The sequence below is a fragment of the Microbacterium sp. Clip185 genome (assembly GCF_028743715.1).
In the GTDB taxonomy this organism is placed as follows: domain Bacteria; phylum Actinomycetota; class Actinomycetes; order Actinomycetales; family Microbacteriaceae; genus Microbacterium.
The window spans coordinates 633125-659399 of the sequence record NZ_CP117996.1 but is presented as its reverse complement, the minus strand read 5'-3'; the positions used below and the strand labels follow the sequence as shown (position 1 = coordinate 659399).

Below are 26275 nucleotides of genomic sequence, written 5' to 3'. Positions count from 1 at the left end.
CGCGATACTCCCGATCTGAGAGGCACCATGGAACTCAGCGACTACATCCGGGTTCTGCGGAAGAACTGGCTGATCATCGTCGTCGCAACTCTCGTCGGGCTGGGGGCGGCCGCCGGATACTCGCTGACCCGCACGCCCCTCTATGAGTCGCAGGCCTCGGTTGTCGTCTCGACTCAGTCCAGCGGCAGCGTGCAGGAGATCACGCAGGGCTCGACCTTCACGCAGCAGCGCGTGGCCACCTACGTCAACGTCGCCACCACACCTCTGGTGCTCGACCCCGTGATCCGCGATCTCGGACTCGACGTCACCGCCGGCGCCCTGGCAAAGAGCGTCAATGTCAGCAGCACGCTGAACACCACGTTCATCACGATCGCGGTGACCGATGCCGACCCCGTCAAGGCCGCCGACATCGCCAACGCGGTGGCCGCTCAGCTGCCGCTCGCGGTCGAGGAGATCGAGCCGTCCACCGGCGGCGAGAGCCCCGTGCGCCTCACGACGGCCAGCACCGCCATCCCGACGAACGTGCCGGTCAGCCCGAACGTTCCGCTGAACCTCGCGCTCGGTGCGCTCATCGGTCTCGCGGTGGGCATCGGCATCGCGGTGCTGCGGACCGTGCTCGACACCCGCATCCGCACCATCCGCGACGTCAACCAGATCACCGACCGCCCCATTCTCGGCGCGATCCCCTACGACCCGAAGGCGGCGGAGCGGCCCATCATCATCCAGGCCGATCCGTACAACACGCGATCGGAGTCGTTCCGGGCCCTGCGTACAAACCTGCAGTTCATCGAGATGGACGGCGGTCACTCCTTCGTGATCACCTCCTCCATCCCGAGCGAAGGCAAGTCCACGACGACCGTCAACCTCGCGATCGCTCTCGCGGATGCGGGCAAGCGCGTCGCCCTCATCGACACCGACCTGCGCAAGCCCAAGGTGGCCGAGTACCTCGGCATCGAGGGCGGCGCGGGCCTCACCGACGTGCTCATCGGCCGGGCGAAGGTCGGCGACGTCATGCTCCCCTGGGGCAAGCGGCCGCTGTTCGTGCTGCCCGCGGGCAAGGTGCCGCCGAACCCGAGCGAGCTGCTCGGCTCCCGTCAGATGGCGCAGCTGCTCGAGGCGATCAGCCGCGACTTCGACGTGGTGCTGCTGGACGCCCCCCCGCTGCTTCCGGTCACGGACGCGGCGATCCTCTCGCGCGAGACGACCGCCGCGATCCTCGTCGTCGCCGCGGGTCGCACGACGACCGGTCAGCTGACGGCCGCGCTCACCGCCCTCGAGACGGTGGACGCTAAGGTCGGCGGCATCGTCATGAGCATGGTCCCGACCCGCGGACCGGATGCCTACGGTTACGGCTATGGCTACGGATACGGCGGCTACGGCACGTACGGTACCCCGCCCGAGCCGGCACCGAAGAAGAACGCACGCAAGCGGACGCCGGAGGACGACGGCGGACTCGACGAGCTCGTGAAGGGCTCCTGACCAGAGAGGCGTTCGTGCGATGTCCTCACGTCGTCGCCCGATTCATCGCTCCACCCCCGTCAGCCGCGCGCTGGCGGGGGTTCTCGTTTCTGTGCTCGCGGTCGCAGCGATCGCCCTCGCGGTGCTCGCGCTGACGCCCCGCACCCCGCCCGACCCGCATCCGCTCCGCACGATCACCCCCTCCGTCGCGCCGTCACCCTCTGCCTCTCCCTCTCCCTCTGCGTCGGCGTCGACCGTTCCGGGCGCTCTGGTTGCGGCCCCGGGCGCCGACGAACGTTTTCTCGCCATCGGCGAGCAGGCGATGTGGCGCGCTTCCGCCGGCGACTGCGGCACCGTGGCGCCCGTGCTCGAGCGCTCCGCCGACGGCGGTCGTACCTGGAGCGATGTCACGCCGCGCTATCTCGGCATCGGCGAGATTCTGCACGTCGAGGCGTTCGTCGGCTCCGAGGCGCGCATCGTCGCCCGCATGGGTTCCGCGTGCGAGACGCAGGGGCTGCGCACCTTCACCCAGGGCCGGTTCTGGGAGCAGGATGCGGCGACTCTCGCCGCGGCGACCTATGTCGACCCCGCGGCACCGGCCGTGATCGCCACGCCCTCGGGTCGCGTCGAGGCGCCCTGCGCTGCGCCCTGGGGTGCGCAGGGCGACGCCGCCGCGCTGACCGTGGTCTGCGACGGCATCGCGCAGCAGTGGGACGGCGCGGCATGGCAGCGCGTCGCGGAGGGCGCCGTCGCCGTCATCGCGACGGCGGACGGCGCGCGCGCCGCGCGAGCGGACGCGTCCTGCGCGGGACTGCTCGTCGGCGACACCTGCCTCGCGGACGCCCCCGCCGGCCCCGCAGCACTCGCCGCATCCGCCGACGCCCTGTGGCTCTGGGCGGGCGACACCGTCCGCCCCGTCCCCTGACCCGCCGCATCCGCCCGCACCGAGGCAGTCCGGCATCCGTGGGGTCGCGCAGGAGCCACACTCTTACGCACCCGCCACAGTCATTCCCTGTCGCGTGTGCGCAAAGGTGTCGCATCTGCGCACATGCGACGCAACTCGGGCACCCGCACCCACCCCGCCGGAACGCGCTATCCGACGAGGGGACCGCCGAGCTTCCAGTACCCGAGGAAGGAGACGCGGTCCTTCGGCACGCCGCGCTCGGCGGTCAGGTGGCGACGGATGCGGGTGACAGCCCCCGCCTCGCCCGCCAGCCACACGTACTCGGCGTCATCCACGGGGGTGTCCCGCACGGCCGCCTCGAGCGCGTCGCCCGCCACCGCTCCGCGCAAAACGAGCCGCACATGCGCCCCGTCGGGCGCCCCGGGGCTCACGATGTCGTCGCGCACATCCGCCGCCTCCAGCAGCACGTCTGCGCGGCCGCCCTCGGGCAGCGTGCGCAGGATGTTGGCGATCGCCGGGAAGGCGGTCTCGTCGCCCACCAGCAGCCACCGCGTGGCCCCGGCAACCGGCTGCCAGTGCAGGCCGTACCCGGTCCAGCCGTTGCGCCGGTCGGGACCGGTGATCCACAGACGCTCCCCCGGCGTCGCCTGCGCGGCCCACGCGGATGCGGGGCCCGGCGGCTCGTGCAGCAGCACGTCCACGTCGATCTCGCCCTGCTCGGGGCGGATCGCCGACGGCGTGTACGTCCGCAGCACGTTGCGCTCCGTCTCGGGCAGCGCCTTCCACCGGGCGTACCAGTCGGACGGATGCGGGGTGGGCTGCGTCATGAGCCCGAAGTCGGCAAGACCACCATCCGGCAACGGCAGCACGAGCTTGATCCGCTGGTCGAGGCCCCAGGGCGCGAAGTCGCGGAGCTCGGGCGCGGCGAGCGTGAGGCGTCGCCATCCCGGCGCGATGTCGCGTGCATCCGCCACCGTCACGGCGAAGGCGCTGTACTCCCAGGGCCGCATCATGCTCCCCCGAGCGGCACGACGAGGGGTCCGCCGGTCACCGGGTCTGCGATCACCATGTTGCGAAGGCCGAACACCTCTTCCACGCGCTCCGACGTGACGACGTCGGCGGGTGATCCCTCGGCGACGATCGCGCCGTCGCGCATCGCGACGATGTGGCTGGCGTACCTGGCGGCGTGGTTCAGATCGTGCAGCACGGCCACGATGGTGCGACCCGCGCGGTTGAGCCTGCCGAACAGTTCCATCAGCTCCACCTGGTGCGCGATGTCGAGGAAGGTGGTGGGCTCGTCGAGCAGCAGCAGGTCGGTCTGCTGCGCGAGCACCATCGCGACCCAGACGCGCTGTCGTTGCCCGCCCGAGAGCTCGTCGACGAGGCGCGGTGCGAGCTCGCGGGTGCCCGTCGCGTCGAGCGCCTCGTCGACCGCGCGCTCGTCCGCATCCGACCAGCGCCGGATGAGGCCCTGGTGCGGATAGCGACCGCGGGCGATGAGGTCGGCGACCGTGATCCCCTCGGGGGCGATCGCGGTCTGCGGCAGCAGCCCCAGCCGGCGGGCCACCTCCTTCGCGGGGTAGGCGGAGATCGCGCGCCCGTCGAGCACGACGCTTCCGGACTGCGGCGCGAGCAGGCGCGAGAGTCCGCGCAGCAGCGTCGACTTTCCGCACGCGTTGGGGCCGATGATCACGGTGAACGAGCCGTCGGGCACGCTCACCGTCAGATCGGACACCACCGTCCGACGGTCGTACGCGAGGCTCACCCCGGCGGCGGCGAGGCGAGGGGCGGACGGATGCGGGGACTCAGGCACGGCGGCGGATCTCCTGGATGATCGTGACGACGAGGTAGATGCCGCCGAGCGTGACGGTGACGACACCGGCGGGGAGCATGACGGGAAGCAGATGCTGCGCGATCACGTCGGAGGCGAGCAGCAGCAGAGCGCCGACGAGGGCTGCGAGCGCGAGCGAGAGGTAGGGCGTGCGCGCGAGGCGCCGCGCGATCTGCGGCGCCGCGAGAGCGACGAAGGCGATGGGCCCGACCACGGCGGTGGCGATGGAGACGAGGCCCACCCCCAGCAGCAGTGCCGCGCCGCGCACGAGGGCGGGGCGCGCTCCCGTGGCGGCGGCGACGTCGTCGCCGAGGTCGAGCTGCCGCAGGCGCGGCACGAGCACGGCGACGCCGACCAGCAGCGGCGCGGCGCAGGCGAGGGCACCGCCGAGCGGCGCGGCGGTGACGCCGTTCAGCGAACCGGCTCCCCACGCGGAGGCGAACATCGCGGTCTCGAGCTCGACCTGCAGCAGCATCCACGTGTTGAGGGAGGCGAGCATGGCCGAGATGCCGATCCCGATGACGATCAGGCGGAAGCCCTGCACCCCGCCGCGTCGCGCGAGCGCGCCGATCACGAGGGCGACGCTCACACCACCGACGACGGCGCCGACCGTCAGAGCCGGCCAACTGCTCGAGACGAGGGTCAGGGTCAGCAGCATGCCCGCGAACGCACCGTTCGACAGACCCAGGATGTCGGGGCTGGCGAGCGGATTGCGGGTGACGGTCTGGAAGAGCGCGCCGCTGACGGCGAGGAGAGCACCGAGCGTCACGGCGGCGAGCGTGCGCGGCAGTCGCCACTCGAGCACGACGGTGCGATCGAGGTCGGTGCCGCCGCCGGCGAAGGCGGTGATCACCTGGGCGGGATCGAGCGCGTACGAGCCGAGGCCGAGCGAGACGACGGCGAGCGCGATCACCGCGGCGGCGAGCGCGATCCCCACGACGAGGCTCCGCGCGCGCAGGCGGATGCGGAAACCGCCGAGCCCGACGACGACACGGCGGTAGCCGACGTCCACGAGGGCGCTCATCCGAGCCCGCTCACTCGTCGGCGCATCGCGAGGGCGATGAGCACGGGCGCGCCGACGAAGGCGGTGACGATGCCGGCGGGCATCTCGGCGGGGGCGATCAGCACACGCCCGAGCACGTCGGCGGAGAGCACGACGACCGGGGCGAGCACGACCGAGACGCCCAGGATGACGCGCTGGTCGACGCCGAACACCCACCGGGCGACGTGCGGCACCATGAGCCCGACGAACGCGATCGGCCCGACGAGCGCCGTGGCCGCACCCGCGAGAAGTGTCACCGCGACGACCACGAAGACGCGGATGAGGCGCACGTTCGCCCCGTGCGATCGGGCGACGTCGTCGCCGAGCGCGAGGGCGTTGAGCCCCGGCGCGACGGCGAACGCGATGAGCAGTCCAACCCCGATGAACGGCACGATCGCGACGAGCGCGTCCATGCCTGCGCCGAGCAGACTCCCGGCGTGCCAGCTGCGCATGGCGTCGAAGGCGTCGGGGTTGCTGAGGGTCATCCCGGTCACGAGTCCGGAGAACACGGCGCCGAGCGCGACGCCGGCGAGGGTCAGGCGGATCGGGTCGGCGCCCCCTCGTCCCGACGACCCGATGAGGTAGACGCCGAGCGTCACGACGAGCGCGCCCGCGAAGGCGAGCCAGACGAAGGATGCGGGGTCCCGCATCCCGAGGAACGCGACACCGAGCGCGACCGCGAAGGCCGCTCCCGCGTTGACCCCGAGGATGCCGGGGTCGGCGAGCGGGTTGCGCGTGAAGGCCTGGATGAGGGCCCCGGCGACGCCGAGAGCCGCACCCGCTGCGATGCCTGCGAGCGTGCGGGGCACCCGCAGCTGCCAGACGATGTACTGCGATTCGGGGGTGCCGCCGCCGGCGAGGGTGTCGATGACGAGGCGGGGGGAGAGCGGGTTCGCCCCCAGCGCCAGCGACAGCAGCACCGCGGCGACGAGGGCGCCCACGAGCGCGAACGCGCCCACGGCGACGCGCAGGCTTCTGGGCCGTGCGCGCCGCCGTGAACGGGCTGCGAGCGTGAGGGTCACCGAGCGTTCTGGAGGTACTTCTCGATGTCGTCGAGCACCTTCATCGCACCCTTGGGTCCGACGCCCGAGACCCAGTAGCTGGTGTCGACGAGGGTCACGTCCGGGAACTCCGCGGCGTTCTGCGCAATGGCGGCGGGGATGAGGGAGGTGTCGGAGACGTCGGTCGCGGTGACGAACACGTGGTCCGCCTTCGCCTGCAGGATGTTCTCCGGCGAGATGTCGGCCTGGATGCCGTCGGCCCAGTCCTGGTCGGGGATGGTGAAGCCGACGCACTCGAGCAGGCTGCCCGCGAAGGATGTGGGGCCGTAGAGGCTCAGTGTCGTCTCGTCGCGGGGACGAATCAGCTGTGCGGTCTGTCCGTCGACCGCGTACTCCTTGCCGATCTCGTCGCAGCGCGCGTCGACGTCGTCCAGGAGCGCCGTGACCTCGTCCTCGTGCCCGAGCGCCTCTCCGATCAGCACGGCGTTGTCGCGCCAGGGGTCGGCCTGCGTCGCGATGAAGACGGTGGGCGCGATGGCGCTGAGCTGGTCGTACAGCTTCGAGTGGCGCGCTTCGGTGCCGAGGATGAGGTCGGGCTTGAGGGCCGCGATCGCCTCGAGGTCGGGCTCGGGCACCGTGCCGACCGGCTGCACGCCGGAGGCGTCGAGGTAGGCGGGGATGCCCGACACGTTGCTCGCGACCGCCGCTCCCACGGGCGTGATGCCGAGAGCCACGGCGGTGTCGAGCTCGAGCGGCTCGAGCGTCACGACGCGCTGCGGGTCGGCGGGCACCTCGGTCGTGCCGCGGGCGTGCGTGACCTCATGGCTGGAGGCCGCGGCCGGGGTGGAGGCGGCGGGTTCGGCGGATGCGGCCGCGCAGCCGGCGAGGCCGAGGGCGGCGACGGCGGCGAGCGCGAGGGCTGCGAGGGAACGGGAGCGAGCGGGCATGCGGCCGCCTTTCGGGTGGTGCGTTCGGGACCCCGCCGTCGCGCCAGCGACGAGCAGGTAAGCACAGCCTAACCAACCTCGCGGCGGTCTCACGACCCATCCACACCCCGCCCCGCGACGTCTGCACGACCACTCACCCTCCGGCCGCCCCGGCAGCCCCACCGGGCCACATCCGCCCCGCCTCTCGTGCAGATGTCGCGGTACCCGGCGCAGGAATCGTCATCGTGGCCGGGTGGCGTCGCCGCACCCGAAGCGGTCACTGACCCACCCACCCTCACGCCCGCAGGCGCCCTCCCCTGGGCCCTGCGGGCGTGATCGGCCGCCCCGCGAGCGAAGCGAGACGAAACGCTCCACCCTCCGATCGTTGAGCGAGCGAAGCGAGACGAAACGTCATGTTAGGTTAGGCGCGCCTCACCTCACCCTCTCCCCGGAAGGTCTCCGCATGCCCTCGCTCCTGCGCCGCCGCCTCCTGCTCGCGAGTTCGCTCGCTGTCGCTGCCGCTCTGCTCGCCGGATGCGCGCAGACAGCCGCCGCCCCGGAGTCGACGGCCGCCGCGACGCACACGGTGACCGACGCGCGCGGGGAGGTCGCGGTGCCCGACGCACCGAAGCGCGTGGTGGCTCTCGAGCCGCTCGAGCTCGACACCGCCGTGGCGCTGGGTGTCACCCCGGTAGGCGCCGCCGTCGCGGCGACGACCACCGGCATCCCGTCCTATCTCGGCGTCGCGGATGTGGCGACGGTCGGCACGGTGGCGGAGCCCGACCTCGAGGCGATCGCCGCTCTCAAGCCCGACCTGATCCTGGGCACCGAGGCGCGTCACTCGAAGCTGTACGACCAGCTCAGCGCGATCGCGCCCACCGTCTTCATGGCGACGCAGGCCGACCCGTGGCAGCAGAACGTGCTGCTCATCGGCGATGCGCTGAACCGCAAGGACGACGCCCAGCAGCTGCTCGACGGCTTCAACGCGCGCTGCGCGCAGATCGGTTCGGAGCACGACGTCGCCGGCAAGACCGCCAACCTGATCCGCCCGATGGATGCGTCGAAGCTGCGCATCTACTCCCCCACTTCCTTCGCCGGCAGCGCGCTCGAGTGCGTGGGCTTCACCATCCCGGAGCAGACCTGGGACGGCGACGGCGGCATCGGGCGCGACATCTCGCCGGAGAACATCGCGGATGCGGAGGCCGACTACGTCTTCGTCACGACCGCGGATGTGGACGACCCGACGACGATCCCCGATGCGATCACCCAGAACGCGGCGCTGTTCCCGTCTCTGACGCCCGTCGATGCCAGCTACTGGCTCTCGGGTGTGGGCCCGCTCGGCGGCAACAAGGTGCTCGACGACATCGATCGGTTCCTCTCCGCCGGCTGAGGCCCCGGTCGCCGCGGGAGCGCAGCGAGCGCAGCGAGCGCAGCGAGCGCAGCGAGACGAAACGCCCCTCACCGGTCGCCCCGCGAGCGGAGCGAGACGAAACTCGGTCGTGACGAATACGCGGATGCCGCAGCTCCGTCGCGACGAAAAGCAGGGCTGAGCCCCGACCGAGGCGAAGGGGCCGCTTAGCATCCGGGGATGATCAGGATGTGGGCGACGACGCGATTCGGGTACGCGCTGGGCGGTATCGCCTCCGGCACGTACGGCACCGTGCCGGGACTGATCCTCATGCCGTACCTCACTGACCTCCTCGGGGTGGAGGCGGCGGTCGCCGGGCTCATCGTGTTCATCCCGAAGGCGTGGGACTTCTTCCTCAACCCGATCGCCGGCCGAGTGTCGGACCGATCCCCCCGTACGGACCGGCGCCGCCCCTTCCTCTTGCGAGCCGGCGTGGTCCTGGCGCTCACCTTCGCCGCCATGTTCTTCGGCCCGAGTGCACCCCCTGTGGCCGGCGCGCTCTGGGTGCTCGCTCTCTTCGTCGCATCGGCGACGGCGTACGCGTTCTTCCAGGTGCCCTATCTCGCGCTCTCGGCAGAGATCACCGACGATTACGGCGAGCGGACACGCCTCGTCACCTGGCGTGTGATCGTCTTCACTCTGGCGATCCTCCTCTCCGGCGCCGCCGCTCCCGCACTGGTCGAGGCGGCGGGTGGACTCGCCGGCTATCGGATCATGGCGGGGGCGATGTCGGCGCTGATCCTCGTCGGCACCGTCGGCGTCTGGTGGGGAACCCGCGGCGCCGCCCGTGTGCGAAGCGAGCCCGCCGGCGGGCGACTGCGCACGCAGCTGGCCGCCGTGCTGAGCAACCCGGATGCCCGCCTTCTCGTCATCCCTTTCGTCTTACAGGCGATCGCCATGGGCATGGTGCTCAGCGGCGTGATCTACGTCGCACGGCATGTGTTCGACGACGCATCCCTGGCGACGACCTGCTTCGTCTGCTTCGTGGCCCCGGCCATTCTGCTGACTCCAGGGTGGGCGGCGCTCGGGAGGCGCATCGGAAAGCGCAACGGGTTCGCGGTCGCCACCGTGGTCCAGATCGCGGGCTTCATCGGGCTGTTCGTGGCTGCGGGAATGGGGCAAGGGATGCTGCTCGCCGCCGCCGCCGTCGTCGGCGTCGGGTACGCGGGCGGCCAGCTCTTTCCTCTCGCCATGCTTCCGGATATCGCCGCCGAGGACGCGAAGCGTTCCGGACTGAACCGGATCGGGATGATCGCCGGGGTGTGGTCGGGGTTCGAGCTGCTCGGCTACGCGTTGGGCCCGGCGCTTCTCGGGGCGACGATGAGCATCGGCGGTTACGTCGCCTCCACGCAGATCGATCTCCCGCAGACGGATGCGGCCAGAACCGCGATCATCATCGGCACCTCTCTCGCCCCTGCACTCCTGTGCGCCGTGAGCCTGCTGCCGCTCTCGCGCTACACGCTGGATGCGCGACTGCGGCGGGCGGCCGTCACCACTCCACGGGGATCCGCCTGATTGAACGTCCCTCACCGTCGAGGAGATGCCCGTTGCGTTTCCATGTGCGCAGGACGGTCCACCGGTCGGCGACCTCGACGGCGGCGGCATCCTGCCAACGATGCTCGATGGACGGCAGAGCGGTGAGGGTCCGCATCCGCACACTCGCAAAGACGGGCGACGGACCGACGACGACACCCGCCCGGTGCGTCTCGGCGAGTAGACCCGCGCGATCCGCCGCGGCGTCGACGTCTCGGGCGCGCGCCCACAGCATCGCCGCGCGCCCGAGACCCGCCGCCGACATGGAGAGGTCGCAGCCGAAGCGCAGGACCCCGGCAGCGATCGACCGATCGAGGGTTCGGCGCATCGTCGGCTCCGATACGCCCAACCGTTTCCCCAGAGTCAGCACAGCCAGTCGAGGATCATCGGCGAGCGCCGCCGCGATCTCCGCGGTGACCTCGGGCGACGGCGGGCGCGCGTCGCGACGGGCACCTGGGGGTGCGACCAGCACGCGCTGTTGTGCGCGCGAGAGGGCTTGCAGTCGCCACGTCGAGTCCTCCTGCACGATGGATGCGGCGACGTCGGTGCGCCGGATGCCGGCGCCCCGTCCGGCGATCGCGCGCACGCGCGCGCCGATCGCCTCGAGTCCCCCCGACGCGGCGACGACCGCCAGGACGCCCGCAGACGTCTCGTCGAGGGCGATGACCCAGGGCAGCAGAGTGATCGCGTCGCGCGTCGCCGTATCCGCATCCATCAAGACGAGCGCGACGTCGGTCGTTCGTGCCCACCGCTCGGGCGTCGGCCAGATCGTGGTCCAGGCGAGCCCGTCGGCGCGCAGCGCCTGCCAGTGGCGAGTCACGGTTCCGGTGTCTGCCCCGACGGCAGCAGCGATCCGCGCCCAGGGCGCCCGGGCGTCGATCTGCAACGCGTGAACGATCGCGAGATCGAGTTCGCTGAGCGAGTCGGACATGCGACGAATATTCTCACGAATCAGGAGTCCGGTGACGAATAGATGGCTTGATGACCTCGGATACCGGGCTCTACATAGCTTTGTCCGCATGACGATGACGGAATCGGCGATGATGGCGACGATTCGGGCAATGGTCGCCCTCGCTCCGCGCGCCACCGGAACTCCGGGAGGCGACGCGGCCGCGGACTACGTCCGGGGCCGCTTCGAGCGCGCCGGGCTGGCGACCCAGGAACTGCGCGTTCCTTCGTTTCGGTGGGAGGCGAGCGAGTGCCGACTCGAGCTCGGGAGCGAGACGATCGACTGCGCACCGATCCTGCATTCGGGTCTCGTATCCCACGAGTGGACCGGGAGCGCCTCCCACCGCCTCGTCGCCCGGGTCGTCGACGTCGGATCCGGCCGGGTGGCGGCACACGACGTGCGCGGCGCGATCGTGCTGTTCGATCTCACGTTCGACATGACGCTGGCGCACGCTCTGCCTCTCGCTCGCTACATCCACGATCCGAATCGGCGGATGCTGCGCCGCGACGTGCTCGCAAGCCGTAACCCCTATGTGACTTCCCTCGCGCGGGTGATGCGCGCTGCGGCAGCCGCGGGCGCGGTGGGTCTCATCGGAGTTCTCCGCGACTACCCCGACTCGCGCGGCTATCACAACGAGTACTACCGCCGCACGTTGTTCTCCCTGCCCGGCGTGTGGGTGACGCGCGCCGAGGGGCGACGGCTTCGGGGCCTGCTCCATTCGTCACCGTCCGAGGCGGCTCTGACGTTAGGGGTCGAGCGTCGCACGGTGACGTCACGGAGCGTGATCGGCGTGTTGCCCGGGCGCACCACGGACGCGGTGATGGTGCAGTCCCATCACGACTCCGTCGGTCCGGGCGCGGTGGAGGATGCCTCGGGCACGGCGGAGGTGATCGCGTTGGCCGAGCACTTCGCCGCGCGCGATCCCGGGACGCGAGAGAAGACGCTGATCTTCGTCACGTTCGACACGCATTTCACCGGGTACCAGGCGCATCAGGAGTTCGCGCGACGCTTCGTGCTCTCGCGCTGCGCGCCGTGGCGGATCGTCCTGAACACGACCATCGAGCACATCGGCCTGCGCGCCGTCGAGGGCGCCGACGGCGGGTTCGCCGATGTCGGAGAGACCGAGCCGCGCGGGATCTTCCTGAACGTGAACCCGGCCTTCGCCCTGCGGATCGCGCGCGCCGTGCGGGAGAACGGGCTGCACAGCACGACCCTGTTGGATGCGACCGCGCTCGAGTTCTTCGCGAACGGCATCCCCACCGATGCGTCGTTCACTCTGGTCTCCGGCGTTCCGACGGTGAGCCTGATCTCAGGGCCGCTGTATCTCTATGACGACGCCGACACCATCGAACGCATCGACCGCACGCAGCTGGTTCCGGTCGCGCGGTTCTTCGCCCGCATCATCGACGATGCGGATGGCCGCCGAGGCGGTCTGCTCGGCTTCCTTCCGCGTCGTGTGCGGCAGCTCCTACCCCGCGGGCGCTGGTGATTCACCACGGTACGACCCGCCGAGTCGTGTTTCCCGCCATCGGCGTCGACGGGGCTGTGCACGAGCAGGCGGGGCTCGTGCACGTTCCGTATCGGTCGGCTCCGGCGACCGGCTTCCCGATTGTCGTCTACGGCCATATGACGACCGGTGGCGGCCCCCGTTCCGCGCCGAGTACGGCGGATCCCACGCATCCGGAGTGGCGCCGGATGTCGCAGGGGGATGTCCTGTGCGATGCGTTGCTCGCACAGGGGATCGCGGTTCTTCGCCCGGACTACGAGGGAATCGGCGGCCCCGGCATCCACCCGTATCTGATCGGGCCGTCCTTGGCCGAGTCCATGATCGCGATGGTGCGCGCCCGCGCCGACTTCGCGGCTTCCCTCGGTGACACGTGGCTCGCCGCCGGACATTCGGAAGGTGCCGTCGGCGCGCTGTGGGCGTCGGTCTCACCCGAGCCGGACGAACATTCCCTGCTGGTCGGCACGTCCGCCTTCGCACCGGTCACGCGGATGGATCTCAGCGTCGGCGCCGCGCTGCGAGTGCCGATCACAGCGCCCGGCAGTGGCGTCCTCTCCGCGTTGATCGGGCTCATGGTGCGCGGCGCGGCTGCCGTCGACGCCGAGCTTGCGGGCCTGTGCGCGAGCGACGGGTTGAGTCCGCGTGCCCGGGCCGTGTGGCCGAGCCTGGCCGCCCTTTCACTCACCGAGCTCTCGCACCGCTCCTCGTGGGGCGGTATCGCGCCGGCGGCGCTTCTCGGCAGCACGGGAGGAGAGCTCCGCGCGCGGCTGCTCGCGTCGTTCCGCCAGAACGAGGTCGCTGCGTTGCGTGGATTTCGCGCTCCGGTGCGGGTGGATGCGGCGACCTTCGACGAGGTGGCGCCCGCTCCGCTGACCGGCGCGCTCCTGCGCGACTACCGACGGGCAGGCGTCGATCTCACCTGGCGCTGGTGGCCGACGCACCACTCCGGCACGATGCACGCTCGGTTCGCCCCCTCCCGCGCGGCCGCCTGGATCGCGCAACGACTCGCCCTCGCCGGTCGTTGAGCGACCGCACTGCCCCGGTCGTTGCGCGAGCGCAGCGAGACGAAACGTCCGTCACCCCCAGAGCATCGCCTCCACGTCGTCGACGAGCGCCGGCGCGCCGCCCGCCATCGCGATCCGCTCTCCGATCCGGCGGGATGCGGCGGCGAACCGCGGATCCGCCAGCACACGGTCGACGGCGCGGGCGATCTGCGACGGCGAGGGCCGACCCGTCCGCAGGCTGAGGCCGGCGCCGGAGAACTGCACCCGCGCCGAGGTCTCGACCTTGTCCTCGCTGTCGCCGGCCACGACGATCGGCACGCCGTAGCGCATGGCTTGGTGGAGGCCCCCGTATCCGCCGTTCGTGACGAAGACGTTCGTGCGCGGCAGCAGGCGGTCGTAGGGCAGGTAGTCCGCCGCGAACGCGTTGCGCGGCAGCGGCGGAAGATCGGATGCGGCTCGCCCGCCGGCGGTGATCACGACCTGCACCCGCCGGTCCGCCAGCGCGCGCAGTGAGGGGCCGATGAGCTCGGAGAAGTCGGTGTTCGCGACGGTGCCCTGGGTCACGTGCACGACGGGAAGGTCCGGGTCGAGCCGGTCGATGAGTTCGCCGGCCGAACCGCTGGACGCGGCGGGCGCTGCCATCGGGCCGTAGAAGCGGAGGTGGGCGGGGGCGTCGCTGCGCGGGTACTCGAACTCGGCGACGGTGAATTGGGCGAGCAGGTCGCTCCGGGCGAGTACGTCCATGAAGAAGGCGCCGTCGAGCGCCGGGGCGTCGAGCCGGGCGAGCAGGTCGTCGAGTGCGCTGTGGGCACCCGACAGCACCCAGCGCGCCGAGCGGTTGAGTACCGCATCCCGCATCCGCCCGCCGGCACGCCAGCGCGCGGGGACGATCCCGAGTCCGTAGGGCGGGCAGTCGCGGCTGGAGAAACCCGCGGGGCCGACGCCGCACATGACCACGAGCGGCCGGTCGGATGCGGGGCGCGCGAGCAGCCCCTGCACACCGAGGAAGGTCATGTCGTGGAACACGACGTCGACCGGATCGTCCGCGAGGAGCGCGTCGAGTTTGTGCGCGGCGGGGAGGGCCGGGCGCACGAAGGCCTCCTCCACACCGGCATTGATCGTCGCGATGCCGCGGTTGCGCCCGGCGGCCCCGACGGAGTCGAGCGTGTCCGCTTCGGCGGGGAGGGCGACGAAGTCGACGCCGGCAGCACGCACCCGATCCGCGTAGCGCGATCCGGTCAGCATCCGCACGCGCCAGCCCCGTCGCAACAGCTCCCGTCCGACGACGAGCATCGGGTCGACGTGGCCCACGGCGGGCATCGCACAGAGCAGCGCCGACCGATTCGTAATTGACATGTTCGCCACACTAATGGATATTGAGGCACACCAACAGATCCGCGGAGGACCGATCATGAGCACAGTAACGACGTCAGCGACCACGAAGCATCCCGCCTTCGCCGAGACGGACGCAAGGGTGTGGTCGCGGTGGGGCGGTGGTCTGATCGCCGTCGGCGGCGCACTGCTCGCCGCGGCGACCGTCCTGGAGGTCGCGCTCCGCACCGAGCCGACCGGCCCGACCCTGCCGCTGTTCGCCGTGCTGTTCCTGGCGAGCGCAGCGATTCTCGCCGCGGCGATGCTGCCGCTCGGGCTGGGCACGATGGCGGCGAACGGGATCACGGGGAGCCGCGTGCGGGGCACCTTCGCACTGCTCGGCTTCGGAGCCGTGTTCTTCGCGAACCAGCTCGTCTATTACGTGATGACCTACGGCACGCCGGGCGGCGCGGACGCCTCACGCGGATGGCTGCCGCTCACCCTCGGGATCGTGCAGCTCGTGCTCCTCATCGTCGGCGCCGTGGGTGCCGTGCGCGCGGGGATCGCGACGGGCGCGGCGCGGTGGGCGCTGCTGGCGCTGGCCGTGGTCGTGGCGGTGGCGGGCGGGATCGCGTCGGGGAGCACTGACGTGGCGACGGTGACGATCGCGCTCCTGTCGTCGTGCGTGGCGCAGATCGTCGTCGGCGGAGTGTTCCTCGCGGCGCGTCCAGCCGCGAGCGGCGGTACGGTCTGAGGATGCCCCGCGCGTACCACTCCCCTCGCCGCGAGGCCGAGGCTGCGGCGACGCGGGCCGGAATCGTGGCGGCGGCGGCGCGGCTGTTCATCCGTGACGGCTACGCGGCGACGTCGATGAAGGCGATCGCCGCGGAGGCGGGCGTCTCGGCGCAGACGGTGCAGTTGCACGGCCCGAAGCACGCGCTGCTCATCGCGGCGTTCGAGACGTCGTTCGCCGGCGACGAGGGCACGCATTCGCTCACCGAGCGTCCGCTGATCGCCGAGATCATGGCCGAGCCGGAGTTCGAGACCGCGCTCGAGCGCTATGTCGCGTTCCTCACCGAGGCGAACCGGCGGTCGGCGGCGATCGTGCAGGCGATGATGGCGGCGGCGGATGCGGATGCGGCGGCGCGCGCGGCCTACCTCGAGCTCGAGGAGCGCCGCCAGCGCGACATGCGCCTGAGCGCGGGCTGGTTCGCCTCTCGCGGCCGCATCCCCGAGTCCTCGGTCGACGTCGCGGCGGATGTGCTGGGACACCTGACGGGGCCGGCGACGTACCTCCACTTCACGCACGCGCGCGGCTGGTCGGACGAGCAGTACGCGGCGTGGGTCTCCACCCAGCTCACCCACCTCTCCGCCGCCCTCCCGCCCGCCGGTCGTTGAGCGAGCGCAGCGAGACGAAACGCACCCCACCACGCAGAACTACTCACCCCGCACCAGAAAGCAACACGTCCCCAATCCGCCCCGGATCAGGACAGTATGTGCTTGTCCCCCATTCGGTGGACTGTGTCCAACGAACCGGTCACCGTAACATCGCACGCAGAGACGCGCCCCATGAATCCAGATGAATCACCCGACACATCACCGTCACATTCACCTGATAACGTGCGGCCCGTCAGCAAGGCACGACTGATGAAGGGGGAGAGTGTGTCGACCGATTTTGAGGTCGATGCGACGACGGAGTCGCTGAAAGCGAAGAACGCGTCACCGTCTCTTCCCGACCATTTTCTGCAGCCCAAGACTCCGGCGACCTCGCCGCAGACCGTGATCTCGGATGCGGCCCGCCAGTCCCTCACGACCGGTCCCGTCCAGACGGCCGACCGGATGCCGACGAACTGGCGCCGTGGCTATCAGCGCCGCCTGTGGATCAGCGACCTGCTCGCCGTCGTCTGGGTGGTCTACGGCACCCAGATCGCGTGGTTCGGACTCGGCAATGCCCAGGTCGTCCTGGCACACGACTCCCGCTGGACGGACCTCTCTTACTGGGTGTTCTCCGCCATCCTCGTCATCGCGTGGATGGGGGCGCTCTCGTGGAGCGACTCTCGCAGCCCGCGCGTGTTCGGCACGGGCTCGTCGGAGTACGTGCGCGTGGCGGATTCGAGTCTGCGCTTGTTCGGCGCCGTCGCGATCGTGGCGTTCCTCTTTCAGATCGACCTGGCGCGCGGATTCCTGCTCATCAGCCTGCCGTTCGGCATCCTCGTGCTCCTCATCGTTCGCTGGCTGTGGCGACAGTGGCTCATCGCGCAGCGGTCGGTCGGCGAGTACGCGGCCCGGGTGCTACTGGTCGGCTCGGTCGACTCCGTCGCGAACATCGCTCGCGAGCTCGCCCGCACACCCAGCGCCGGCTACAAGGTGGTGGGCGCGTGTACACCTACTGGCAAGGTCGGCGGAGTCGTGCCGGGAACCGACATCCCGATGATGGGTAGCGTGAATGCGGTCGACCGCGCCATGGAGCGAGCCGGCGCCGACACGGTCGCGGTCACGAGCACCGACGAACTCCCGCCCACGAAAGTCAAAGAGATCTCCTGGGGGCTGCAAGCCGGCCGCCAGCACCTGGTGCTCGCGCCGAGCATCGTCGATATCGCAGGCCCGCGCCTGCACACCCGCCCCGTCGCCGGACTCCCCCTGATCCACGTCGAGACGCCGCGCTTCAGCAAGGGGCAACTCTTCCTGAAGCGCACGGTCGACATCCTCGCCAGCACGATCGGCGTGATCCTGCTCAGCCCTGTTCTCGCCTTCCTCGCCATGAGCATCCGGCTGTCGTCGGAGGGCCCCGTGCTCTTCCGCCAGACGCGCATCGGACGCGGGGGTCGCGAGTTCACGATGCTCAAGTTCCGTTCGATGGTCACCAACGCCGAGGAGCTGCTCGAGAACCTGCAGCGCCAGCGACGCGAAGAGGGCATCGATTCGGGCAATGAAGTGCTGTTCAAGATGAAGAACGACCCGCGCGTCACGCCGATCGGACGCATCATGCGCAAGTTCAGCCTCGACGAGCTGCCGCAGCTGTTCAACGTGATCGGCGGCTCGATGTCACTCGTCGGCCCGCGCCCGCCGCTGCCGAACGAGGTCGAGCAGTACACCACCCACGTGCACCGCCGCTTCCTCGTGAAGCCCGGCATCACCGGCCTCTGGCAGGTGAGCGGCCGCTCCAGCCTCTCGTGGGAAGAGACCGTGCGTCTCGACCTCTCCTACGTCGAGAACTGGTCACTGCTCGGCGACCTTCTGATCATGGGCAAGACTGCGAAAGCTGCGCTCGCGCCGGGCGAGACGGCGCACTGATCTTGCATACCACCGTTCATCTGTTCTACCCCGACCCGAAGGAGCACACATGGCCGACGCGAAGCGCGCGCTGATCACTGGCATCACGGGGCAGGATGGCGGCCATCTGGCTGCTCTGCTGCACGAGAAGGGATATGAGGTGTTCGGGCTGATCCGGGGCCAGAACAATCCTCGGCGTGAGCAGGTGGTGGCGGAGTTCCCGTTCGTGACGTTGATAGAGGGGGACCTGATCGACCCGACCTCGTTGGTGCGTGCGGTGGAGGTGTCGGATCCGCACGAGCTGTACAACCTCGCCGCGATCAGTCACGTGGGGTATTCGTTCAAGAACCCGACGTTGACGGCGGATGTGACCGCGAAGGGCGTGTTGAACGTGCTGGAGGCGGTGCGGATCACGGGCCGCGCGCAGCACACGCGGGTGTATCAGGCGTCGACGTCGGAGATGTTCGGCGGGTTGGACTACAACCGTCCCGGCGCCGGCTACAACGAGAACTCCCTGTTCCACCCCCGCAGCCCCTACGGGGTCGCGAAGCTGTACGGGCATTGGATCGCGAAGAACTACCGCGAGAGCTACGACATGTTCGTCGCGTGCGGGATCCTGTTCAACCACGAGGGTGAACGTCGCGGGGTGGAGTTCGTGACCCGCAAGATCACCCACGCCGTCGCGCGCATCAAGCTGGGTCTGCAGCCGAACATCGAGCTCGGGGACCTGTGGCCCAAGCGCGACTGGGGCTACGCGGGCGATTTCGTGGAGGGCATGTGGCGGATGCTGCAGCACACCGAGCCCGACGACTTCGTCCTCGCCACCGGTGAGACCCACTCGATCGAGGAGTTCCTCACCCTCGCGTTCGCTGAGATCGGCATCGACGACTGGAAGCCGTACGTCGTGCAGAACCCCGCGTTCATGCGCCCCGCAGAAGTCGACATCCTGCTCGGCGACCCGACCAAGGCCGAACAGGTCCTCGGGTGGAAGCGGAAAGTCGACTTCCCCGGCCTCGTGAAGCTGATGGTCGAACACGACCTCGCCGACCAGGCCCGCAAGGCCGCCATCGCGTGAGCACCCTCGTCATCACCGGCGCGAACGGTTTCGTCGGAAGCCACCTCGCCGCCATCGCCCACGCCGACGGGCACACCGTGTGGGCCGTGGGGCGGGAGACCGCCCCCGGCCCGCGCCTCGCGCCGCACGCCGACGAGTACGTCAGCGCCGACCTGCAGACCGACTGGCCCGTCCCCGAGGGCGCCGACGCGATCGTGCACCTCGCGGGCCTGGCCGCGGTCGGCCCCTCCTTCGCCGACCCGCAGCGCTACCTCACCGTCAACAGCACGATCACCACCCGCATGTGCGAGACCCTGCTGACCCACTCGCACCGTCCCCGCGTCGTGGTCGTCTCCTCCGGCTCGGTCTACGCCACCCCCGCACCCGACGAGACCGTCTCCGAGACCGACCCCACGACCCCCAACTCCCCCTACGCCGTCGCGAAGCTCCTCGTCGAAACCCAAGCCCGCTACTACGGCACCCGCGGCCTCGACACCCTCATCGCCCGCCCCTTCAACCACATCGGCCCCGGCCAAGGCCCCGGATTCCTCATCCCCGACCTCACCGCCTCGCTGCAGGCCCTCCCGTCGGGCGCCGCACTGCCCGTCGGCAACCTCGACGCGGCTCGTGACTACACCGACGTCCGCGACGTCGCCCGCGCCTACTTGACCCTTGCCCTCGCGCCCACCCACCAGCACGACCTCTACAACGTCGCCACCGGCACCTCCCACACCGGCCACGAGATCCTCCACGCCATCGCGACCGCACTCGAACGCCCCGCCCCGCGACTCGTCGTCGACGAAAGCCGCCTGCGCCCCAACGATCCCCCGCGCATCACCGGCGACGCCAACCGCCTCCGCACCGAGTTCGGCTGGACCCCCACCATCGACTACACCACCTCCATCGCCGACTACATCGCGCAATCGCGCGCCTGACGCGAGGGACAAGGGAGCACACGTGGCCAACGATCGAACGCCTCCGAGCGGTATCAGCGACGTCGCGATCGCGCACGACTACCTCACCCAGCGCGGCGGCGCGGAGAAGGTCGTTCTGGCTATCCATCGCGCCTTCCCGGATGCACCCATTTACACGACTCTGTACGAGCCGCAGGACACTTATCCCGAGTTCGCGGACACGCGGGTGTTCACCTCGCCGCTGAACCGCGTGGCCCCTCTTCGACGTTCGCACCGGCTCGCTCTGCCGTTCCTCGCCTGGGCCTCGAATCGGATGCGGGTGCCGGCGCGTCACACCATCGTCAGCACCAGCGGCTGGGCACACGGCTTCCGCACGGCGGGGTCCAAGATCGTCTACTGCTACTCGCCCGCGCGCTGGCTGTACCAGCAGGACGCGTATCTCGGCACGAACAAGCTCACTCCCAAGAGCGCGGTGCTGAAGATCCTCTCGCCTCTCCTCCGACGCTGGGACCGCCGCAAAGCGGCCACCGCGACGAAGTACTTCGCCATCTCCACGGTGGTGCAGGAGCGGATCAAGGCGACCTACGGGATCGAATCGGAGGTCCTCCCGGCGCCGCACTCCGTCGATCTCACCGTGCCGCAGGAGGCGGTCGAGTTGCCCGGCGGGTTCCTGGACGGCTTCTACTTCTGCGTGTCGCGCCTCCTGCCCTACAAGAACGTCGACGCGGTGATCGGCGCGTTCACACAGTTGGACCTCCCGCTGGTCGTGGTCGGGTCGGGCCCGGAGGAGAAGAATCTCGCCGCCCTGGCCGGGCCGAACTGCGTGATGCTGAAGAACCTCACCGACGGGCAGATGCAGTGGCTCTACGCGCACTGCACCGCGGTGGTGTCGGCCAGCTACGAGGACTTCGGGTTGACGCCCATCGAGGGCGCCGTCCATGGCAAGCCTTCCGTCGTGCTGCGGTGGGGAGGGTTCCTTGACACCATCCGCGAAGGTGAGACCGGGGTGTACTTCGACGCGCCCACGCCCCAGGCCGTGGCCCGAGGAGTCGAAGCGAGCCGACAGGTGGCGTGGGACGAGGCCGCGATCCGCGCGCACAGCACGCTGTTCACAGAAGAGCACTTCGCGCGACGGCTGCGTGACGAGATCGTCGCCATCGAGAACCGGGAAGCCGCACGATGACGGCTGACAGGCCGCTGCGTGTCGTCCACGCCGACCACTCGACCTCCCGAGGCGGTGCCGAGTTCGCCCTCATCCGGATGCTGAACGCGGAGCACCCCTGGCACGCGACGGTGCTCGTGCCCGGGCGCGGATCGGACGCGGGAGTGTGGCAGCTCGTGTCCCCCGCCGAGAGCGGCCAGGTGCAGTTCGTCGGAACGGCCCACACCGCCGGCGCGAGTCGGGGCGGCGGCATCCTGCGCTTTGCGCGCCAGGTCCTGGGGCAGGCGGTCAGGGTGCGACGCAGTCGAGCCTTCGCGCGCGCGGACGTTCTGCACGCGAACACCTCCCGCGCCGGCCTCTACTGCACGCTGGCGGCGTTGGGTACTCGAAAGCCGGTCGTCGTGCATCTGAGGGACCTCGTCGACAGGGCGAACCTCGGCGGGCTGGGGTACGCGTTGACGACCAGGTTCGTGCTGCCGCGCGCGAGCGGCGTCATCGCGAACTCGCGCGCGTCGCTCGCGTCCGCCCGGCCGTTCATCCGCTCGTCGGCCGTGGCGGAGGTGATCCACAGCGCGATCGGGATCCTGCCCACCACCGAGGCGCCTCCCATCTCCGACGAGGTCACCACCGTCGGCATGGTCGCGCGACTCGACACCTGGAAGGGCCACGAGCTTCTCATTCGGGCTTTCGCGCTCGCCTTCCCCGGCGACAGCACGACTCGGCTCGCGCTGGCCGGAAGCGCCGACTTCGACCGCGAAGCGTACGCCCGCTCGTTGGAAGAGCTGGCTTCCGAGCTCGACGTCCGATCCCGTATCGATTTCCTCGGTCATGTCGATGACGTGCCCGCGTTGATCGCGAGCTGGGACATCTGCGTCCAAGCCTCCACGCGGCCCGAGCCCCTCGGGCAAAACGTGCTGCAGTATCTCGCGGCCGGGCGTCCGACGATCGCCACTCAGGAAGGCGGACCCGGCGAATGGGTGCGTTCGGGGTGGAACGGGTGGACGTTCCGCATGGGTGATCTCGAATCGCTCACCGAGACGCTCGTCGCCGCGAAAGACCCCGCTGCTCGCAGGCGGGTCGCTGAGAACGCGCCGCAGACACCCGGCCTCTCCTCCGACGCGGAGGTCGCGGCCGCCCACGGGGCGGTCTTCCGAGCCGCATCCGACATCCCTCCTCGAAAGAGCACACAATGACTCACGATTTCCCCCTGCTCATGACCGGGTCGGAGTGGTTCGCCTCGCGTCCCGGCGGACTCAACCGGTACTTCCTCGAGCTGTTCCGCGCCTTCGATGCGCTCGACGACGTCGACGTCACCGGTCTCGCGTTCGGCGATACTCCCTCGCTGACCGGTGCGAAGAGCTGGCGCAGCGGCGGCAACATCGTCGCGCGGGTCGCGGCGTCGCGCCGCGCGGAGAGCGCGCGAGAGGCGCCCCGCGTCGTCGACCGGCATTTCGCACTGTACGGGCCACCCCCGCGGCGCTACCCGAAGGCACTGCAGATCGTGCACTTCCAGGGCCCCTGGGCTGATGAGAGCCGGGTGGCCGGCGGCGGCGGTGTCAGCACGAGGGCCAAGCGGCTCGTTGAACGGCGCCGGTATCACGAGGCCGACCATCTGATCGTTTTGTCCGCCCCGTTCGCCCAGATCCTGGTCGACGACTACGGCATCGCCCGCGAGCGCATCACGATCCTGCCTCCCGGCGTCGACACCGAGCGGTTCGCCTCCGCGCAGACCGGGCCGACGGCCGAGCCGGCGGGCGAAGCGAGGCCGATCGTTCTGTGCGTCAGGCGGCTGGAGCACCGCATGGGGATCGACGTCCTCATCCGAGCGTGGGACGACATCTCGGCGGCGATTCCCGGTGCACAGTTGCGCATCGTCGGAACGGGCACGGCCGAGGCGGAGCTTCGCGAGCTCGCGGGGCGCGCCCGGAACCCGGAGTCGATCGTCTTCACGGGGCGACTCAGCGACGAGGCGCTGATCGATGAGTACCGGGCGTCGACGATCACCGTCGTTCCCACCACAAGCCTGGAGGGCTTCGGCCTCATCGCGCTCGAATCGCTGGCTGCCGGCAAGGCGGCGGTCGTGACCGACTGCGGCGGGCTTCCCGACGCCGTACGCGGACTCGACGCCTCGCTCATCGTGCCACCCGGGGATGCGAGCGCGTTGGGGGCGAGGATCATCCAGGCTCTGGACGGCAAGCGCCCGACAGCTCAGGAGTGCGTCGACCATGCGGCGGCCTTCTCCTGGAACGCGACGGCTCGCAGACATCTCGATCTCTACCTCTCGCTCGGAGCATGAGGATGGCCAAGCAGGAGAAACGGCTTTCCGTCGTGTGGCTGTGCCTCGAGTGGCCGGGCGAGGAGCACCGCGGCGGTGTCGCTCGTTACGCCTATCGCCTGGCCCGTGAGCTGGCGCCACTCGTAGAACTGACGATCGTCACAGAGGCCGGCGGCGATCCGCTCCCGGGCGCACGCATGATGTACGTGCCGGCATCCTCGTCACGACTCAGCCGGTACTACGGTCAGGCGCTCCGACTTCGGCGGGTGGTGCGCAGCCTCGGCGACGTTGACGTCGTCCACTCGTTCGGCGACGACTGGGCGCTCGGGCGCGGGCCGTGGCGGCGGGTTCGCCACTTCTTGGGGCTGTCGCTTTCAGAGGCACGGTCGTCACGGGGACTTCGTCGCCTGAACCACTACGTCCTCGCGGCGCTCGAGAAGTACTCACAGTGGCGGGCGGACTATCGAATCGCCATCGGGCCGGAGAGCTACGAGGCGTTCCGGTGCGAAGCCATCATGCCGCCGGTCGTGGCGGTGCCGGCCGTCGATGTCGCCAAGACCGCGGAGCCCACGGTGGTGTTCGTCGGCTCCCACGGCGGCCGCAAACGCGGCCGCCTCGCGGAAGAGGCCGTCGAGAAGGTACGGGCTGCGACGGGGCGTCAGGTGCAGCTCATCGTCTTCGGGCCGGATGAGGACGCCGCCCACTGGTCGCCACTCACTGTGCATCGCGCGGGCGCCTCGGACGACGAGGTGCACACGGCGATCGCAGCTGCTTGGGCGCTGCTGTCGCCCTCGGAGTACGAGGGGTTCGGCATCCCGATCTTCGAGGCGAGCGCGCTGGGCACCGCCGTGATCGCGACACCGAATCCGGGCTCTCGCTACCAGGCGGACGTCCTCACGGAACGATCGGGCCTGGTCCTGGTCGATTCACCCGATGAACTCGCCGCCGCGCTGGAGTCCCGGTTGGATGCGGGGCCGGAGCTGTCTGCGACGCAGCAGGAGGCCGGTCGCGCCGGCGTGAGCGCGCTCCTGGCGGATGCGTCGGTCGCGCGGCTCCTCGACGAGGCCTACCGCTGACGGAACGGGACGCTCCCGAAGAGGCGTCCCGTCGCTTACGTGTCGCGTGATCGCCGTGCACCTAGACGGCTGAGAACGATGTGAGCAAGTAGCCGCGAAACTCCCATCGCCAAGAACGCTCCCGCCATTGAGAGTCCCGTCAACGCGTTGTTCAGCGTCAGGATGACGATGACCGCAGCCATCACGGCGAGACCGATCGCAGAGGCTATCGCGAGCATCCCTGCGGTCTCTCGTGCAGAGTCACGAGCCACACGGAGCTTCCACACATCTTGCAGCGCGCTCGCTACAACTAGCACAGCAACGATAGGCGCTAGCGATCCGAAATCGGGGCCGAAGATCACCTGTCCGAACGCAGAAACAACCCAGAAGATGGCGACGCCAGCGCTTAAAGTACACAGGAGCGAGATCAGGGTAAGTCGCGCGAGACTAACCCGCACACCCTGCTTCGTGAGCTTCACAAAATGTGTGAGGCTCGCCTGCGCCACACCCTGGGCAATACCGCTTGCCGCATTGGCGCAAGTCACCGCGATTGCATAAACGCCGACCACGGACGAAGAGCTCAATGCCGTCAGAGCAAGCTGGTCTCCACGACCTCCGACCGAGTCGAAGACAATCGCGAACCAACTTCGCAAGCTGAAGCGCCAGGGTATTGCCGCACGCCCCGGCGCGCGGAGTCCTCGTACAGCCACGATTACACCCAGGACGATCGACAGGACCTGACCCGCGAACATCGATATGTACGCAGCGGGGAGAGTGAGGTGCCCGACAAAGAAGAGCACGATGATCGCGAAGGAGGGGAAGACGAGCGTCGCAGATCGGATCACGTTGTAGGTGATGATCTTGCCGCTCACCCACGCCAGCTGGTCGCCGACGTTACCTAGCCCCCAGAACACCAGCAGGCCCGCGCCAATGCGTATCCCGAGCTCGATGCGAGAGTCGCCATTAGCGAGGTCTGGCGCTACCAAGAAGGTCACGACCGCGGCGACTAGACCGATGCCCCCCACCACCCAGACGCCAGCAACCGAGACTTCGTTCCGTTTCTCCCGCTGCAAGGCCAACCCGCCCGGCAAGCCCAAGAAAGCGACCCAACCCACAACCTGAAGCACGACGAACGCTCCCGCGAGCACGCCTCGTCCGTCCGCCCCCAGAGTGTGCGCAATGATCGGCGCGGACACAACGGACAGCCCCATGCCCGCGTAGGTCACCAAACTCGCTAACGCGGCTTGCCTAGCTTGACGGGATCGTGCAAGGCGACGAATGCGATGGAACCACACCTGCCCGCTCATACCGACCGATCAGCCAACGCCTGCGACATAGGTGACTTTGCGTGAACAGCCTTCGTGAGAATCCACCGGACGCGGAAAAACCCCCCGCCCCTCGCGCTATGTGACCACGAACCTCGCAAGGGCGCCTCCCAAGAACAGTGGTGATTCCCGCAGATCACCAGGTGACTCAGACCGGGTCCGTAGAGGACGGCAGTGAGGTGACCAGAGAACCTGCCGCCACAGTGCGTTCGAAGCAAACCTACACGGGTTCGACACCTGTACCGCTGTCGTGAGCACGGTTGCATTGCAGAGGCGGATCCCGTTGAGTTGAACTGCTCAACTAGTCGGGACCAACGTCGGCAATAGCCGTTCTCAAACGCGCGGC

Annotated in this window: 23 protein-coding genes; 15 read left to right on the top strand and 8 right to left on the bottom strand. The window is 69.8% G+C overall.

Annotation, left to right across the window (positions count from 1 at the left end):
• Window positions 1-27: 27 nt before the first annotated feature.
• Together PQV94_RS03215 and PQV94_RS03210 are read left to right on the top strand one after the other, a co-directional pair.
• Window positions 28-1479 (top strand): polysaccharide biosynthesis tyrosine autokinase, encoded by a 1452-nt coding sequence (locus PQV94_RS03215; protein WP_274287366.1) that lies wholly within the window; start codon window positions 28-30, stop codon window positions 1477-1479.
• Window positions 1480-1498: 19 nt separating this feature from the next.
• Window positions 1499-2383 (top strand): hypothetical protein, encoded by an 885-nt coding sequence (locus tag PQV94_RS03210; protein WP_274287365.1) that lies wholly within the window; start codon window positions 1499-1501, stop codon window positions 2381-2383.
• A gap of 167 nt (window positions 2384-2550) precedes the next feature.
• Here PQV94_RS03210 and PQV94_RS03205 read toward each other — a convergent pair whose 3' ends face one another.
• The 5 genes from PQV94_RS03205 to PQV94_RS03185 are packed head-to-tail and all read right to left on the bottom strand — an operon-like array spanning window position 2551 to window position 7183.
• Window positions 2551-3375 (bottom strand): siderophore-interacting protein, encoded by an 825-nt coding sequence (locus PQV94_RS03205; RefSeq protein ID WP_274287364.1) that lies wholly within the window; start codon window positions 3373-3375, stop codon window positions 2551-2553.
• A complete protein-coding gene (locus tag PQV94_RS03200; protein WP_274287363.1) occupies window positions 3372-4175 on the bottom strand; it encodes an ABC transporter ATP-binding protein in 804 nt (267 codons plus the stop codon). Before PQV94_RS03200 ends, PQV94_RS03205 begins: the two co-directional genes overlap by 4 nt.
• A complete protein-coding gene (locus PQV94_RS03195; RefSeq protein WP_274287362.1) occupies window positions 4168-5217 on the bottom strand; it encodes a FecCD family ABC transporter permease in 1050 nt (349 codons plus the stop codon). Before PQV94_RS03195 ends, PQV94_RS03200 begins: the two co-directional genes overlap by 8 nt.
• On the bottom strand, window positions 5214-6257 hold the full coding sequence (locus PQV94_RS03190) for a FecCD family ABC transporter permease (RefSeq protein WP_274287361.1): 1044 nt from the start codon (window positions 6255-6257) through the stop codon (window positions 5214-5216). The genes PQV94_RS03195 and PQV94_RS03190 overlap by 4 nt, the downstream gene beginning before the upstream one ends.
• A complete protein-coding gene (locus PQV94_RS03185) occupies window positions 6254-7183 on the bottom strand; it encodes an ABC transporter substrate-binding protein (protein WP_274287360.1) in 930 nt (309 codons plus the stop codon). Before PQV94_RS03185 ends, PQV94_RS03190 begins: the two co-directional genes overlap by 4 nt.
• Window positions 7184-7625: 442 nt before the next feature.
• On the opposite strand from PQV94_RS03185, the gene PQV94_RS03180 reads away from it, so the two are divergent.
• Together PQV94_RS03180 and PQV94_RS03175 are read left to right on the top strand one after the other, a co-directional pair.
• On the top strand, window positions 7626-8552 hold the full coding sequence (locus PQV94_RS03180; protein ID WP_274287359.1) for an ABC transporter substrate-binding protein: 927 nt from the start codon (window positions 7626-7628) through the stop codon (window positions 8550-8552).
• Between the two features lie 198 nt (window positions 8553-8750).
• Window positions 8751-10085 carry an MFS transporter gene (locus PQV94_RS03175; RefSeq protein WP_274287358.1) on the top strand — a complete coding sequence of 445 codons (1335 nt, stop codon included), beginning with the start codon at window positions 8751-8753 and terminating at the stop codon, window positions 10083-10085.
• Here the strand turns inward: PQV94_RS03175 and PQV94_RS03170 are convergent.
• Window positions 10060-11034 carry an AsnC family transcriptional regulator gene (locus PQV94_RS03170; RefSeq protein WP_274287357.1) on the bottom strand — a complete coding sequence of 325 codons (975 nt, stop codon included), beginning with the start codon at window positions 11032-11034 and terminating at the stop codon, window positions 10060-10062. The genes PQV94_RS03175 and PQV94_RS03170 overlap by 26 nt on opposite strands.
• Window positions 11035-11122: 88 nt before the next feature.
• Between PQV94_RS03170 and PQV94_RS03165 the strand changes: the two genes are divergently transcribed.
• On the top strand, window positions 11123-12541 hold the full coding sequence (locus PQV94_RS03165; RefSeq protein ID WP_274287356.1) for a M28 family peptidase: 1419 nt from the start codon (window positions 11123-11125) through the stop codon (window positions 12539-12541).
• A 26-nt stretch (window positions 12542-12567) separates the two neighbouring features.
• Window positions 12568-13581 (top strand): lipase family protein, encoded by a 1014-nt coding sequence (locus PQV94_RS03160; RefSeq protein ID WP_274287355.1) that lies wholly within the window; start codon window positions 12568-12570, stop codon window positions 13579-13581.
• Window positions 13582-13632: 51 nt separating this feature from the next.
• On the opposite strand, the gene PQV94_RS03155 is transcribed toward PQV94_RS03160, so the two are convergent.
• On the bottom strand, window positions 13633-14916 hold the full coding sequence (locus tag PQV94_RS03155) for a nucleotide disphospho-sugar-binding domain-containing protein (RefSeq protein ID WP_274287354.1): 1284 nt from the start codon (window positions 14914-14916) through the stop codon (window positions 13633-13635).
• Window positions 14917-14971: 55 nt separating this feature from the next.
• Here PQV94_RS03155 and PQV94_RS03150 point away from each other — a divergent pair, with 55 nt between their 5' ends.
• From PQV94_RS03150 to PQV94_RS03110, 9 genes are all read left to right on the top strand, one after another.
• Window positions 14972-15625: a hypothetical protein gene (locus PQV94_RS03150; protein ID WP_274287353.1), complete on the top strand. Its 654-nt coding sequence runs from the start codon at window positions 14972-14974 to the stop codon at window positions 15623-15625.
• A 2-nt stretch (window positions 15626-15627) separates the two neighbouring features.
• Window positions 15628-16269, top strand: coding sequence for a TetR/AcrR family transcriptional regulator (locus PQV94_RS03145; protein ID WP_274287352.1), 642 nt, complete (start codon window positions 15628-15630; stop codon window positions 16267-16269).
• Between the two features lie 441 nt (window positions 16270-16710).
• Window positions 16711-18165 carry a sugar transferase gene (locus tag PQV94_RS03140; protein WP_274288208.1) on the top strand — a complete coding sequence of 485 codons (1455 nt, stop codon included), beginning with the start codon at window positions 16711-16713 and terminating at the stop codon, window positions 18163-18165.
• A gap of 49 nt (window positions 18166-18214) precedes the next feature.
• On the top strand, window positions 18215-19219 hold the full coding sequence (locus tag PQV94_RS03135; protein WP_274287351.1) for a GDP-mannose 4,6-dehydratase: 1005 nt from the start codon (window positions 18215-18217) through the stop codon (window positions 19217-19219).
• Entirely contained in the window at window positions 19216-20133 is a 918-nt protein-coding gene (locus tag PQV94_RS03130) for an NAD-dependent epimerase/dehydratase family protein (RefSeq protein ID WP_274287350.1), read from the top strand. Before PQV94_RS03135 ends, PQV94_RS03130 begins: the two co-directional genes overlap by 4 nt.
• Window positions 20134-20155: 22 nt before the next feature.
• Window positions 20156-21295: a glycosyltransferase gene (locus PQV94_RS03125; protein WP_274287349.1), complete on the top strand. Its 1140-nt coding sequence runs from the start codon at window positions 20156-20158 to the stop codon at window positions 21293-21295.
• On the top strand, window positions 21292-22467 hold the full coding sequence (locus PQV94_RS03120) for a glycosyltransferase (RefSeq protein ID WP_274287348.1): 1176 nt from the start codon (window positions 21292-21294) through the stop codon (window positions 22465-22467). Before PQV94_RS03125 ends, PQV94_RS03120 begins: the two co-directional genes overlap by 4 nt.
• The gene (locus tag PQV94_RS03115) at window positions 22464-23570 is read left to right on the top strand and encodes a glycosyltransferase family 4 protein (RefSeq protein WP_274287347.1); all 1107 of its coding nucleotides are present in this window, start codon (window positions 22464-22466) and stop codon (window positions 23568-23570) included. Before PQV94_RS03120 ends, PQV94_RS03115 begins: the two co-directional genes overlap by 4 nt.
• A 2-nt stretch (window positions 23571-23572) precedes the next feature.
• Entirely contained in the window at window positions 23573-24625 is a 1053-nt protein-coding gene (locus tag PQV94_RS03110) for a glycosyltransferase family 4 protein (protein ID WP_274287346.1), read from the top strand.
• A 35-nt stretch (window positions 24626-24660) separates the two neighbouring features.
• On the opposite strand, the gene PQV94_RS03105 is transcribed toward PQV94_RS03110, so the two are convergent.
• Complete coding sequence (locus tag PQV94_RS03105) at window positions 24661-25800, bottom strand: hypothetical protein (RefSeq protein WP_274287345.1); 1140 nt, start codon at window positions 25798-25800, stop codon at window positions 24661-24663.
• Between the last annotated feature and the right edge of the window lie 475 nt (window positions 25801-26275).